The sequence below is a fragment of the Synechococcus lacustris str. Tous genome, from assembly GCF_003011125.1.
Classification (GTDB): Bacteria; Cyanobacteriota; Cyanobacteriia; order PCC-6307; family Cyanobiaceae; genus Synechococcus_D; species Synechococcus_D lacustris.
This window is the reverse complement of the sequence record NZ_PXVC01000004.1, coordinates 26,268-39,712: the sequence shown is the minus strand read 5'-3', so window position 1 is coordinate 39,712 and position 13,445 is coordinate 26,268. Positions and strand designations below refer to the sequence as shown.

Here is a 13,445-nt window from a genome sequence, read left to right as displayed (position 1 = left end):
TCGTGCTGAAGTTGATGGAAGCCCAGCTTGTGCTCGCCGATGGCACCGTACTGAGGGGCAAAAGCTTTGGTGCTAGGGGAACAGCCATTGGTGAAGTGGTTTTTAACACCGGGATGACCGGCTACCAAGAGGTGCTCACCGATCCAAGCTATGCGGGGCAATTARTTACATTTACMTATCCAGAATTTGGCAACACCGGCATAAACGAATTTGATATGGAATCTGATAAACCTGCTGTGCAGGCTGTTATCAGCAGGGAATTGTCGCCGGTTGCCAGTAGTTGGCGCGCAACCGCAAGCCTTGATCAATGGCTGCAGCAGCACGGGGTAGTGGGTTTATTTGGTGTAGACACCCGCGCTTTGGTGAGGGTTTTACGGGAGGGTGGCGCCATGAATGGGGCCGTGAGTAGCGATGGCACATCAGCCAAAACACTCCATGAAATGGTTTGTTCTGCCCCATCAATGGAAGGTTTAAATCTGGCCCAGCAGGTTTCAACCCCTAAGCCCTACAGCTGGCAACAGCTATCACCGGTTGGCTTTGATCAACGCTTGAAAGCGCAACCAAGCAAGCCCTATCAAGTGGTGGCCATTGATTTCGGCATAAAGCGAGCAATTCTCGAACGCTTGGCGGCCCACGGCTGTGAACTCAGAGTGTTGCCTGCAAGCTGTTCCTTGGAGCAGGTTCTGGCTTGTARACCCGAGGGAGTGTTTCTTTCAAATGGGCCTGGAGATCCCGCTGCAGTGAGTTCAGCCATTGGCTTGGCGAGGGGATTGCTGCAAGAAAAAAACCTGCCTGTTTTTGGCATTTGCCTGGGGCATCAAATTCTTGGTTTGGCCCTTGGTGGCAGAAGCTTCAAACTTGGTTATGGCCATCGCGGCCTTAACCACCCCTGTGGCGCAGCGGGGATTGTGGAAATTACAAGTCAAAACCATGGATTTGCCATTGATGCGGCAAGCCTTGATCCTGAACGGGTGAAGATCACCCATAARAACCTGAATGATGGAACCGTTGCCGCCATTGAGCTTTTGCATCAGCCCGTTTTTGGGGTGCAGTATCACCCGGAGGCATCCCCAGGACCCCATGACGCTGATCATCATTTCGCCAAATTTGTGGCATTGATGGCAGATAGGCGATCTGTGGATAAGATTGAGCGCCCATAGGGGCCCATCAGCTGTTGAGGACTGGAGCCATCACCGAATTGCAGCGACTCACCGTCTCTCTCCGTGGTGGATTTGAACCCCAGGAGCGCTACCTGCTGTTCCATTTCACTGGTCAGCTGGATGCCTACTCGGAACGTCAATTCCGCGATTTTGTAAGCCAATACGTGGCTAAATCCAAGCTTCCTTTGGTACTAGATCTGAGCAAGGTTGATTTCCTTGATTCATCTGGCCTTGGCGCCCTCGTGCAAATTGCCAAGCAGCGCAATGAGGCAAAACTCAAATTTTTTGTAGTTGGAAATAGCCGTGTTGTGCAAACGGTGAAGCTGGTGAGATTGGAAGCTTTCCTTAATCTTCAACCGGATCTCACCACTGCCCTAAGTGGTTTTGCTGCCCAGTAAAACTCYAATTGGCATGGCCTTGCCGGGCCCCGCCCAGTTGGCATGGCTTGGAGATGCMGTGTGGGAACTTCACCAGCGCACCAGGTTGGTGCGCCACCAAGCCAGTTCCCACCGGCTTCATCAAGCTGGTGTTGAGCAAGTACGCGCCGAAGCCCAAWGCGCCGCTTTGTTTTTTTTAGAGCCCCACCTAACCGAATCTGAGCTGGAATGGGTGCGCAGGGGGCGTAATTCAGCGGGTAGAGGGCCGAGGCGTGTGGATCCAGCCATCTATGGCAGGGCCTCAGGGTTTGAGACAATGGTTGGCTGGCTCTATCTCTGCAATCCGGAGCGACTTAATGAGTTGCTTTGCCTTTTTCAGGATTTACCCCTGGATGGCCCGGTGTGAAATTGTTTGAGCCTGGTTCCCTTTGCTGCCTCCGCCATGGCTCCCCGTCCCGATCGCCCCAAAGGGGAGCGCCCTAGGCGACCCTTCAGCCGTCCCGACGGTCCAGCTAGGGGAGCCTCTAGCCGGCCGGAGCGTCCGGTGCGCCTTGGTCGCTCCGATAGGCAGGATCGCAGCAAGTCTTACGAATCTCCGGAGCGGGCCGACCGATCTGATCGATACCGAACGAATAGATCTGAGCGACCAAGTTTTGATCGAACAAGCTCAGATCGAGCAAGCTCAGATCGAACCAGCTCGGATCGACCAAGTTTTGATAGGCCAAGATCAGATCGACCCAGTTTTGGAAGGTCTACTAGCGACCGTTCTCGCTCAGATAGAAGCCGTGCCGGTCAAACACGTTTTGAGAGAACACGTCTAGAGAGAACAAGTTTTGATCGACCCAGTTCAGAGCGAACAAGTTCTGATCGCAGAAGTTTGGATCGCAGAAGTGATCCAAGATCCAATCAAGATTTTGAACCAACCGCCGATAGCAACACAAGCCCCGAGATTGATGATTTGGTTTGGGGCCGCCACGCGGCCATGGCAGCCCTAGAAAGCGGTCGCCCAATTCATCGCATCTGGTGTACGCCAGAGATGCGATTCAGCAGTCGTTTTTTACARCTACTTAGGGAAGCAAAGGGTTCTGGTGTTTTGGTTGAGGAGGTTACCTGGGCTCGCCTGGCCCAACTCAGTGGCGCAGCTGTTCACCAGGGAATTGTGCTGCAAACGGCAGCGGCGGAAACCCTCAACCTGAAAACCCTTGTGGAAGGTTGTAGTCAATTGGGGGAGGCACCMCTTTTGATGGCTGTAGATGGGCTCACCGATCCACAAAATCTTGGTGCGATCGTGCGCAGTGCGGAGGCCCTTGGTGCCCATGGTTTAGTGCTGCCCCAGCGGCGCAGTGCAGGGTTAACAGGTTCTGTGGCAAAGGTGGCAGCCGGAGCGCTCGAGCATCTACCCATTGCAAGGGTRGTGAATTTGAATCGGGCTCTGGAATCCTTGAAAGAAAATGGCTACCGCGTGGTTGGTTTAGCCGAGGAGGGCAGTGTTCCTCTTATGGATGCTGATTTAGAGGGCCCCTTGGTTGTTGTTACCGGTTCCGAGGGAAAYGGCCTTTCGATGCTTACCCGCCGCCATTGCGATCAATTAGTTCGTATCCCCTTGCGCGGGGTTACCCCAAACTTAAATGCAGCAGTAGCAACTGCTTTGCTGCTTTATGAGCTGGCTCGCAGGGGTTGGATGGCAGGTATTCAYGGCCAGGATCCCGCCCCACGACTGCAACGGGTGCAGTTGCAATCGTCGCCAGCCGTAGCTGTTGAAACCCCAAATGAGGAGCAAATAAGTGACGGATTCAGCGCAGAGATCCGCCTATAGGCCCCAGAGGGGCCTATGTGAGGTCAAAATAACGGCGCATGAGCTTTCTGATGGGTCTTTTTTCCGCTCCCCTCCGCGCCACTGCCAATGCCCTAGGCCTGGCCTGGTGGGCGAGGGTTGATACCCGCCAACCAGAYGTCACCTATTGGTTCGGCCCCTATGTGCGTCGCCATACGCTCGAATGCAAGCTACCTGCTTTCTTGGCAGACCTGCGCAGTGAGGGACCAGCGGTATTGGAACATCGTTTAGTGCGAACCCGTCGCGGTGAACCATTCACCATCGAACATCAGGGCTGATAGCGTCGCAAYAGTTTTGTTTCGCACATGGTGATCAGCCGGGGGCGTGCTGCCTTTGATCAAGGCTTGCAATCGGCCAGTGCCCACACCCAGGCAAGTTTTGATCGCATAGCTGAAACCGAACCGCAGTTGCACTCATTCGTAACGCTTACCCAAGAGCGGGCGAAGTTAGATGCAGAGCGGATTGATAAGGCGAAGGCAGCCGGTGAAAAGWTGGGACCCCTAGCCGGAGTGAATCTGGCAATTAAAGACAACCTCTGCACTAAAGGTATWAAAACCACCTGCTCAAGCCGAATGCTCGAGCACTTCATCCCCCCCTACGAATCCACWGTTACCCAAAGGCTTTGGCAGGCAGGGGCTGTGCTGGTGGGTAAAACAAACCTCGATGAGTTCGCCATGGGCAGCTCAACGGAAACCTCAGCATTTGGTGCCACTGCCAATCCATGGGATCCCACCAGGGTGCCGGGGGGAAGTTCCGGGGGCAGCGCCGCAGCTGTRGCCGCTGGCCAATGCGATGCAGCCCTTGGTTCAGATACCGGTGGATCAATCCGACAACCGGCAAGTTTTTGTGGTGTTGTGGGCTTGAAACCCACCTACGGCCGGGTGAGCCGTTGGGGACTTGTGGCCTTTGCCAGCTCCCTTGATCAAGTGGGTCCATTTGGCCGCACGGTTGCKGATGTGGCGGCTGTTTTACAGGTGATTGCCGGCCACGATCCCTTTGATGCCACAAGCCTTGACCTACCCGTTCCTAATTACCTTGAGGCTTTGGATCAGCCARTTAAGGGTTTGAGGGTAGGAATATTGAAAGAGGCCTTTGGCGCTGGTTTAAACCCTGAAGTTGAGGCTTCGGTGCGTGGGGCTGCAARCCTGTTGCAATCCCTTGGCTGCACCATGGTGGATGTGAGTTGTCCCCGTTTTAAAGACGGTATCGCCACCTACTACGTGATTGCCCCTTCTGAGGCATCGGCCAATTTGGCCCGTTATGACGGTGTTAAGTATGGCCAGCGCCATCAAGCTGGCGAAAGCCTCGGTGCCATGACGGCACTCACTAGGGCCAATTGTTTTGGCGCAGAGGTTCAAAGGAGAATTTTAATTGGTACCTATGCCCTATCTGCTGGYTACGGAGATGCCTACTACCGCAAAGCACAACAAGTGCGCACATTAATTAGGGAGGATTTCAATAGGGCTTTCCAACAGGTTGATTTATTACTTACGCCCACCTCGCCTACAACTGCCTTTAAACCTGGGGAGCATAGTGATAATCCAATAGCTATGTACTTAGCCGACTTGCTAACCATTCCAGCAAACCTAGCTGGTATTCCTGCCATCAGTGTTCCCTGTGGTTTTGATAGCAATGGCCTCCCMATTGGCCTGCAATTGATGGCACCGGTGCTTGAGGAAGCGAGATTGCTTCAGGTATCCCATCACTATGAGCAGGCCGCTGCGGTGATGAAAGATCGGCCCGAAGCTGCACTGGCCATTGGTTAGCACCATATCTAGTGCCCCTAGCTAGGGTRGGTGCACTAGGGCTGGTGGAAAGCTTTGTCGTTTGTTCCCCTTCATAACCACAGCGATTACAGCCTGYTKGATGGGGCAACCCAGCTTCCCGCCATGGTGGCGCGAGCCGTTGAATTGGGGATGCCAGCTGTTGCCATAACGGATCATGGTGTGATGTATGGCGCCATTGAACTACTTAAATTGTGCACAAAGGCTGGGATAAAACCAATTATCGGCAATGAAATGTATGTTGTTAATGGCAGCATTGAAGATCCCCAGCAAAAGAAAGAGCGTAGATATCATCTGGTTGTGTTAGCAAAAAATCAAATTGGTTATAAAAATCTAGTAAAATTAACAACAATTAGTCATCTCCAAGGGATGCGAGGTAAGGGAATTTTCTCACGGGCTTGTATTGATAAACAGATATTGAAAAAATATAGTGAGGGTTTAATTGTTGCCACCGCTTGCATGGGTGGTGAAATACCCCAGGCGCTTTTAAAAGGAAGATATGATGTGGCTAGGGACATTGCCATTTGGTATAGGGATGTATTTGCTGAAGATTTTTATCTGGAAATTCAAGATCATGGCTCCCCTGAGGATCGGATCGTAAACACTGGCATAGCAAAATTGGCGGCTGAACTTGATATTGAAATAATTGCAACTAACGACGCTCACTACTTAAGCGGATTGGATGTGGAGGCCCATGACGCCCTTTTATGTGTATTAACAGGAAAACTCATTAGCGATCAGAAGCGCCTCCGCTACACCGGCACTGAATTTATTAAAAGCAGAGCTGAAATGGAGTTGTTGTTTGCCGATCATTTAGAAGCTAGCGTTGTTGAAAAAGCCCTTGATAATACGGTTAAAGTTGCAAATAAAGTTGAGGAGTATGACATTCTTGGACGGTATCAAATGCCAAATTTCCCGATCCCTGATGGCCACACTTCAGTTAGTTACTTAACGGAAGTTTCTGAGCAAGGATTAAGGGCAAGACTGGCAATAACAGATTCGGAAGTAATTGAAAAAATCTATGCAGATCGCCTCTATTTTGAACTGGAGGTTATGGAGCAGATGGGTTTTCCCACCTATTTCCTTGTGGTTTGGGATTATATTCGTTTCGCTCGAGATAATGGTATTCCTGTGGGGCCGGGTAGAGGTTCTGCCGCAGGATCCYTGGTGGCCTATGCCCTCGGAATAACAAATATTGATCCCGTTAAGAATGGTTTGTTATTTGAACGCTTTTTGAATCCTGAGCGAAAGTCTATGCCGGATATTGATACCGATTTTTGTATTGAGCGCAGGGGGGAGGTAATTGAATACGTAACCAAGCGCTATGGTGAGGATAAGGTGGCACAAATAATTACATTTAACCGCATGACTTCAAAGGCAGTTTTGAAGGATGTGGCCAGAGTTCTGGATATTCCCTATGGGGACGCAGACAGACTGGCAAAATTAATTCCTGTTGTTCGAGGCAAGCCAGCAAATCTAGATGAAATGATAAGTGAGGAATCTCCAGCGCCTGATTTTAGGGATAAATATAATAACGAYCCCGCTGTTAAGCATTGGATCGATCTTGCTCGCCGCATTGAGGGTACAAACAAAAGTTTTGGCGTTCATGCAGCAGGTGTTGTTATCGCAGCTGAACCCCTAGATGAACTTGTGCCACTACAGCGAAATAATGATGGTCAAATAATAACTCAATATTTCATGGAAGATGTTGAATCAATGGGTTTACTTAAGATGGACTTCTTGGGCCTTAAAAACCTAACCATGATCGATAAAACCCTGCAGTTAGTACATCAGCATTCTGGTATTCGCATAGATCCAGATGATCTGCCAGCAAATGATTYAGCAACCTATGCCCTATTGGCAAGGGGGGACCTGGAAGGAATTTTCCAATTGGAATCCAGTGGCATGCGCCAGATCGTAAGAGATTTAAAACCATCCTCCCTTGAGGATATTTCTTCGATATTGGCCCTCTATCGTCCCGGACCTCTTGATGCAGGGCTGATACCTAAATTTATTAATCGCAAACATGGTCGTGAATTAATCGAATTCGTTGATCCCAAACTTGAGCCGATTCTGCAGGAAACCTATGGAATTATGGTTTATCAAGAGCAGATCATGCGCATCGCCCAGGATTTAGCTGGCTATTCACTTGGTGAGGCTGATCTGTTGCGGAGGGCCATGGGTAAGAAGAAGGTGTCAGAAATGCAAAAACATCGCAGTCAATTTGTACAAGGGGCAACTGCTCAGGCGGTTCCTGAAAAGGTAGCAGATACATTATTTGATCAAATGGTGTTGTTCGCAGAATATTGTTTTAATAAAAGCCACTCCACTGCCTATGGCGCTGTTACCTATCAAACCGCATATTTAAAAGCCCATTATCCGGTTGCCTACATGGCAGCTCTATTAACAGTTAACTCTGGTATTACAGATAAGGTGCAGCGCTACATTTCMAATTGTAATTCCATGGGCATTGAGGTTTTACCCCCTGATTTAAATAGTTCAGGCATTGATTTTACCCCACAAGAGAATAAAATATTATTTGGTTTGTCGGCAATTAGGAATTTAGGCGAAGGTGCCATTCGCGGCTTGTTACTTTCACGGCAWAAAGATGGTCCGTTCCAATCCCTTGCCGATCTCTGCGATCGCATGGCAACTGCTAGCTCCTTAAATCGCAGAGCCCTGGAATCATTGATCCATTGCGGTGCGCTTGATTGCCTAGAACCAAAGGCAAATCGTGCCCAATTGATGGCTGATCTTGATCTGCTGCTTGATTGGGCTAACTCAAGGGCAAGGGATCGYGTWAGTGGTCAGGGTAGTTTGCTTGATTTATTAACAGTTGATAGCTCTGCAGGAWCAAATACTGCTGTTAGTACAGCGCCAAAGGCTGCGTCTGTTGCCGATTATGCCCCTACGGAAAAATTGCGTCTCGAAAAGGAATTGGTTGGTTTTTATCTATCAGATCATCCGTTGAAGCAATTGAAATCCACCAGCCATTTGCTTTCACCAGTTGGGTTGGCTCAACTGGAGGAGCAGGCCGACCGCAGCCGTATCTCTGCACTGGTGATGGTTCCAGAAATAAAATTAGTAACCACCCGCAAGGGCGATCGCATGGCAATTTTGCAGCTTGAAGATCTCACCGGTAGTGCAGAAGCGGTTGTTTTTCCAAAAACCTATGCKCGGCTTGCTGATCATTTGATGGTTGATGCCCGTTTATTGTTGTGGGCCCAGGTAGACCGGCGCGATGATCGAGTGCAGTTAATTGTTGACGATGTTGCYTTGGTTGATGACTTGCGCYTGGTGATGGTTAAATTAAATCAAAAGCAGGCGGGAGATATTACGGTTCAACATCAACTAAGAGAATGTTTACAGCAGCACCGTGTTGATAATGAATCAGTTGGTGCAAGGATTCCAGTTGTTGCAGAAATAGAGAGCCTTGAAGGCCATTGCTTTGTGCGCCTTGGTCATCAATTTTGTGTAAACAATGCTGATGCCGCAGTKGCAAGCCTTAGCGCTGCTGCTTTTCAGGTGAGCTTGCGCCACTGCGCAGCCGCTTGATATTAGGTTTAATTTGCTCAAAACCAAATAGAGARCCGGGTTCTTCTAACCAACTGCTTGAGAAGATTCCATAGCTAAGCCCAACTAAGCCTAGTAAGAARCATCCACCAGAACTTATTAAGGTGATYCCAGTTGGGATATCCAGGATCTTTTTAGTGATTAATAGATAACTACCAACAAAAACTGCCATCCCCATAATTGTTGGTATKCCMGTGGCGATAGCAACCCTTCGAGCCATGCGGTTWGCAACCGTTTGGGGAATTGCCTTTTTGCTATCGCTAACTTTTAGCTTTTTAACGGRTTTAGGAGCTGCGGCTGCTTTTGCTGGTGATGATGTTGGCTGATTGCGCTCGTGAGCGAAGCCATCCGCCATGGTGCCTAGCCTCGGATGCCCAGTTTAGCGATCAGGGTTTGATACCGCTCGTTGCTTTGGCTTTTCAAGTAGCTCAGCAGGCTTTTGCGGCGACCAAGCATTTTCAGGAGGCCTTGCTTAGAAGAAAAATCGTGTTTGTTGGCCTGTAGGTGGCCGGTGAGCTGGCTGATGCGCTCACTCAACATGGCCACCTGCACTTCCACCGATCCGGTGTCTGTGCCATGGGTTTGGTGGCTGTTAATCAGCTCTTGTTTCTTTTCTGTGTTGAGCGGCATGCGGGAGATCGGCCCGAATCGGTGCAATCRACCACCATAACTCCCCGAGGGGCCTTATTTGGCAGTTTGGCCAAGCCAGCGCAGGCTTTCCCGCAACCAGGCATCACTATTTTCYGCATCATCCCCGGATAGCAGGGGATTCACGGCCTTAAGGGCCTCGTGAATTTCCAAGGGGCCATATCCCAAACTGGTGAGCATCTGCTCAAGTTCTGGCCGTAGGTTTGTTTCGAGTGCAGCCAAGCTGGCTTCTTGGTTGTGGCTRATCACATAACTATCGAGTTTCTGCCTCAGTTCAAGCGAGAGGCGCTCAGCGGTGCGTTTGCCCACACCCTGGGCACTGCAAAGCAGGTTTAGGTTTCCCTGCTGGATAGCTTCAATAAGAACTGGCGCCTCCATCGCTCCCATCAATGCCATCGCAACCTGGGGGCCAACCCCGCTAACTCCAATCAGTAGTCGAAATAGATTGCGCTCCTGCTGATGGCTGAAGCCGAAAAGCACACTGCCATCTTCCCTATGAAGATGATGGATCCAAAAACTGAGCGYTGCAGCCCCAGGGCTAAGCCGATGCACAGCCCACAGCTCTTTACTAATTTGAACCTCGTAGCCCACACCGGCGCAAATCAAAAGCAAACCGCAGCGATTTCCCTCCTGCCAGGTGTGGCCCAGGTGTCCTTCAAGCCAACCGATCATGCTGTGCTCAGATTTGAACTAATGGTGCCGTTGCTGCCAACCCTGCGCCGGCTGGCTCGTCTGGGGGCTTTGCTTAGCTTGCTGATCAGCCTTTCTGGCTGTGTTTCCTTCAATCAACCGCCGCGTCAGGCCCTGCTATCGGCTTTAAATCTGCAAGTTCAATTGAGTGAGGTTGAACTGGCTGATGCCCTGCAGCTATCGCCAAGGGAGGATGTGCCTAGCCTGCAGCGGGTGCGGTTGGATCAACAACGGCTGGAACGGATTCAAAATCAAAAGGTATGGCTGCTCCATGGCCGATTTGATTGGCGCTGGCCTGGAGAAGCGCTGAATGTGGCAAGCCCCTTTGAATTGCGTTTGATACGCGGTGAAAAAGGTCAAACCTGGCGACTGCTAAAGCCACCAAGCTCCCAGTCTCCCCAGTGGCGGATATATCCATTGCCCCTGGCCTAAAACCAGCAACAATGGGAAACCCTTACGGTTAACAGTGAGCAGCCCCCGTCTCCACCCCCGCACAATTGAGGCGGTAAAGGAAAGGGCAGACATTGTTGAAGTGGTTGGTGAACACGTAGTACTAAAGAAAAAAGGCAAAGAATTTGTTGGGATTTGTCCATTTCACGATGACAAATCACCATCGATGACAGTATCGCCAGCAAAGCAATTTTATTATTGCTTTTCCTGTGGGGCTGGTGGTAATAGTTTGAAATTCCTGATGGAATTAAAGCGTCAGAGCTTTAGTGATGTGGTGCTTGAGCTGGCAAGGAAATATTCATTACCAGTTGAAACACTAGACGCTCCTCAGCAGGAACGCCTAAAAGAACAATTAACGCGACGAGATAAAATTCACCGGGCACTTGCATTGGCGAGTGGTTGGTTTCGAGCAAATTTGCGCAGTCCAATCGGTGCAGCAGCTCTRAACTATTTGCAAAAGGATAGGGGCTTAAATAACGGCACGATCGAATTATTTGAGTTGGGCTACGCACCCAATAAGTGGGATGCGCTTATCAGCCATTTGCAACAGGTTGAAAATATTGATATTAATTGTTTAGAAATGGCTGGCTTAGTTGTTGCCCGCAAGGGGGGCGATGGATTTTATGATCGCTTTAGGGAGCGATTGATGGTTCCTATTCACGACCGTCAAGGCCGAATCATTGGTTTTGGTGGCCGTAGCCTTGAGGGGGTAGAACCAAAATATTTAAATTCACCTGAAACTGAAGTATTTGAAAAGGGTAAGCAYTTATTTGGTTTAGATAAGGCTGCAGATCCAATTCGCCGCGCTGATTGTGCAATTGTTGTTGAGGGTTATTTTGATGTAATTGCCCTCCATGCCGCTGGAGTGCGCCACTCGGTTGCAGCATTGGGTACAGCGCTTGGTAGTCAGCAAATTACCCAGTTATGCCGCTGTTGTGATAGCAGGCGGATCGTRCTTAATTTCGATGCTGATGGGGCTGGTATTAGGGCAGCTCAAAGGGCAATTGGTGAAGTTGAGCAACAAGCGTTGCAGGGGCAGATTGAATTGCGGATTTTGCCTTTGCCCGAGGGGAAGGATCCGGATGATTTTTTAAAACTCCAGGGCTCTGCCAACTATTTAGCCCTCGTTGAACAAGCACCCCTCTGGCTTGATTGGCAAATTGAGCAGGTTTTGATCGGCATGGATTTAAACCGTGCCGATCAATTTCAGCAAGTGGTGAAGGCCCTTGTGGAGCTGCTTGGCAAATTGCCCCAATCGGCCCTGCGCAGCCACTATTTGCAAAGGGTGGCTGAACGTCTATCCGGCGGTCAATCGCGCATGGCGTTGCAGCTGGAGGAGGATCTCCGTCAACAGGTGAAAGGCCAACGTTGGCATGGGCGCTCCAGTCGCCATGGTCAACCAGGGGAAGCTGGGATCAGAGAACGGGCAGAGGCAGCTTTGCTCCGTCTTTATTTGCATGCACCGGCGGTGCGCGCCGAAATTCGCAGGGAGTTGCGAACAAGGGACCTGGAGGATTTTGGGATTCCACATCACCGCAAGCTGTGGCTTGTTATTAATGAATTAGAAGAATCAAAACTTGGCATTGTTGAAATTGAGGATATTTGTAGGGGCAGTAGCCCTGGGGAAGCCCTTATGGATATAGATATTGCTAAACTACTAAGTGATCATCTTTTAGAAACAAATACAGCCCTGCTTCAACGGCTGAGTGAACTGCTTGAGCCCAGTGAACTTCAAGATCTTAATTTAATCAATCCCACTCAACACTTGCGGGGTACCACAGCTAGCTTGGAACGCCAGCGAGTAATACGTAGATGTCGCCATTTAATTGAAGCTTGGGGTAGCCAACGCCTACAAAGTTTAGAACATTGTATTTCTTTACTGCTTGAGGCRGATCGCATTCAACCGGCTAACAATGACGATGGTGAACAGCGGATTGATTTACTATTTAATGAATTAAATGCAGATGCAATCCGATTYCAGGAACTTTATTACAATGARAGGCGTTACCTWACCGAGCTGGACGCMCAGCGTTGCGCTTAATTCTTGTAATTTATCTTACACTTTTTTTAAACTTTGYTTTAAACTTCATCCTGCTCCAGGAGCAGCTGTTGAAACTCAGTGTATAGGGTATCTTTTTCAATGATCTGATTATTTTTTTGTTTGATTTTTGTGGTTTCTGATTTCTTGGCTTCCATGGATTTTAACCTCGCTAGTAAATGKTCTGGCACATYACCGTCCGGGCTTACTTGCATTAGTTGACGGAACAATTCTTCGGGATTTTGTTCAGTTTCTACCGGATGTAATTTTCGGGTTGGTGTTGCTTCTGTTTTCTCAGGAGTTGCTAGCGGTTGGGGCAATCGCCTTCCAAGTGCTTCTAAACGCTCTTTACTTTTAGGATCAAGGGCCATATTACTCACATTCCAAGCTGTTAAAGGTGCTGCGGCCAGTGCTGTTGTTTGTACCGCTCGCCACTGCGCATAAAATCTTGAGTGAATCGCCCCGCAAAGGCACATTGGTAAAATCAGCACCAATAATACTCACATTCTTGAAGCGTGTATTAAAGGCAAATGCATCTTCAAGGATTGCTTGGTCGAGTTTTGTGCCATCAAATACTGCAGAATCCAAGGTTGCTCCGCGTAAATTTGCATCACTCAAATCTGCATCCTGAAGCTTTGCACCGAAAAGGCTTGCCCCTTCCAAGTTTGCCCCTTTGAAATTAGCCTCCCGCAAATTTGTGAGGCTAAATGTGGTGGCTCTTAAATCAGCWCCATGGAAATCCGCCCCGATTAACACCTGCTTATTAAATTCCTTCGCAGCAAACACAGGCAAGGCCATCCCTAAGCCGCAGCCGAGCAGGGACAGTGCTAGCACTAGGGAAGCGATTAATCGTGCCATTGCTTCATAGCTGAGTTTGGGTGGAACCCTAGA

At 49.6% G+C, this 13,445-nt stretch carries 14 protein-coding genes; 9 read left to right on the top strand and 5 right to left on the bottom strand.

What is annotated here, in order from left to right; all coding sequences use genetic code 11:
• Window positions 1–14 precede the first annotated feature (14 nt).
• Genes carA through C7K08_RS01765 form a run of 7 tightly spaced genes read left to right on the top strand, consistent with a single transcriptional unit; the run spans window position 15 to window position 8,710 of the window.
• A complete protein-coding gene (gene carA, locus C7K08_RS01795; RefSeq protein WP_106498936.1) occupies window positions 15–1,160 on the top strand; it encodes a glutamine-hydrolyzing carbamoyl-phosphate synthase small subunit in 1,146 nt (381 codons plus the stop codon).
• Between the two features lie 14 nt (window positions 1,161–1,174).
• On the top strand, window positions 1,175–1,558 hold the full coding sequence (locus C7K08_RS01790) for an STAS domain-containing protein (RefSeq protein ID WP_106498935.1): 384 nt from the start codon (window positions 1,175–1,177) through the stop codon (window positions 1,556–1,558).
• Window positions 1,559–1,571: 13 nt separating this feature from the next.
• Complete coding sequence (locus tag C7K08_RS01785) at window positions 1,572–1,943, top strand: Mini-ribonuclease 3 (protein ID WP_106498934.1); 372 nt, start codon at window positions 1,572–1,574, stop codon at window positions 1,941–1,943.
• A 36-nt stretch (window positions 1,944–1,979) separates the two neighbouring features.
• Window positions 1,980–3,353: a 23S rRNA (guanosine(2251)-2'-O)-methyltransferase RlmB gene (gene rlmB / locus C7K08_RS01780; protein ID WP_106499004.1), complete on the top strand. Its 1,374-nt coding sequence runs from the start codon at window positions 1,980–1,982 to the stop codon at window positions 3,351–3,353.
• A 50-nt stretch (window positions 3,354–3,403) separates the two neighbouring features.
• Complete coding sequence (locus C7K08_RS01775) at window positions 3,404–3,649, top strand: DUF1816 domain-containing protein (protein WP_106498933.1); 246 nt, start codon at window positions 3,404–3,406, stop codon at window positions 3,647–3,649.
• Between the two features lie 27 nt (window positions 3,650–3,676).
• A complete protein-coding gene (gene gatA / locus C7K08_RS01770) occupies window positions 3,677–5,137 on the top strand; it encodes an Asp-tRNA(Asn)/Glu-tRNA(Gln) amidotransferase subunit GatA (RefSeq protein WP_106498932.1) in 1,461 nt (486 codons plus the stop codon).
• 54 nt (window positions 5,138–5,191) lie between these two features.
• Window positions 5,192–8,710: a DNA polymerase III subunit alpha gene (locus C7K08_RS01765; RefSeq protein ID WP_106498931.1), complete on the top strand. Its 3,519-nt coding sequence runs from the start codon at window positions 5,192–5,194 to the stop codon at window positions 8,708–8,710.
• On the opposite strand, the gene C7K08_RS01760 is transcribed toward C7K08_RS01765, so the two are convergent.
• The 3 genes from C7K08_RS01760 to ruvA are packed head-to-tail and all read right to left on the bottom strand — an operon-like array spanning window position 8,661 to window position 10,048.
• Window positions 8,661–9,083 (bottom strand): PAM68 family protein, encoded by a 423-nt coding sequence (locus tag C7K08_RS01760; RefSeq protein ID WP_106498930.1) that lies wholly within the window; start codon window positions 9,081–9,083, stop codon window positions 8,661–8,663. The two genes, C7K08_RS01765 and C7K08_RS01760, sit on opposite strands and share 50 nt — an antisense overlap.
• Window positions 9,084–9,088: 5 nt before the next feature.
• Window positions 9,089–9,358, bottom strand: a complete 270-nt coding sequence (gene rpsO / locus C7K08_RS01755) for a 30S ribosomal protein S15 (protein WP_106499003.1) — start codon at window positions 9,356–9,358, stop codon at window positions 9,089–9,091.
• A gap of 54 nt (window positions 9,359–9,412) precedes the next feature.
• Window positions 9,413–10,048, bottom strand: a complete 636-nt coding sequence (ruvA, locus tag C7K08_RS01750; RefSeq protein WP_106498929.1) for a Holliday junction branch migration protein RuvA — start codon at window positions 10,046–10,048, stop codon at window positions 9,413–9,415.
• A gap of 21 nt (window positions 10,049–10,069) precedes the next feature.
• Between ruvA and C7K08_RS01745 the strand changes: the two genes are divergently transcribed.
• Both C7K08_RS01745 and dnaG read left to right on the top strand, forming a co-directional pair.
• Complete coding sequence (locus C7K08_RS01745) at window positions 10,070–10,498, top strand: hypothetical protein (protein WP_133165137.1); 429 nt, start codon at window positions 10,070–10,072, stop codon at window positions 10,496–10,498.
• Window positions 10,499–10,532: 34 nt separating this feature from the next.
• On the top strand, window positions 10,533–12,557 hold the full coding sequence (dnaG, locus tag C7K08_RS01740; protein ID WP_106498927.1) for a DNA primase: 2,025 nt from the start codon (window positions 10,533–10,535) through the stop codon (window positions 12,555–12,557).
• A 38-nt stretch (window positions 12,558–12,595) separates the two neighbouring features.
• Here dnaG and C7K08_RS01735 read toward each other — a convergent pair whose 3' ends face one another.
• Window positions 12,596–12,925: a hypothetical protein gene (locus C7K08_RS01735; RefSeq protein WP_106498926.1), complete on the bottom strand. Its 330-nt coding sequence runs from the start codon at window positions 12,923–12,925 to the stop codon at window positions 12,596–12,598.
• 1 nt (window position 12,926) lies between these two features.
• Window positions 12,927–13,412 carry a pentapeptide repeat-containing protein gene (locus C7K08_RS01730; RefSeq protein WP_106498925.1) on the bottom strand — a complete coding sequence of 162 codons (486 nt, stop codon included), beginning with the start codon at window positions 13,410–13,412 and terminating at the stop codon, window positions 12,927–12,929.
• Window positions 13,413–13,445: the final 33 nt, after the last annotated feature.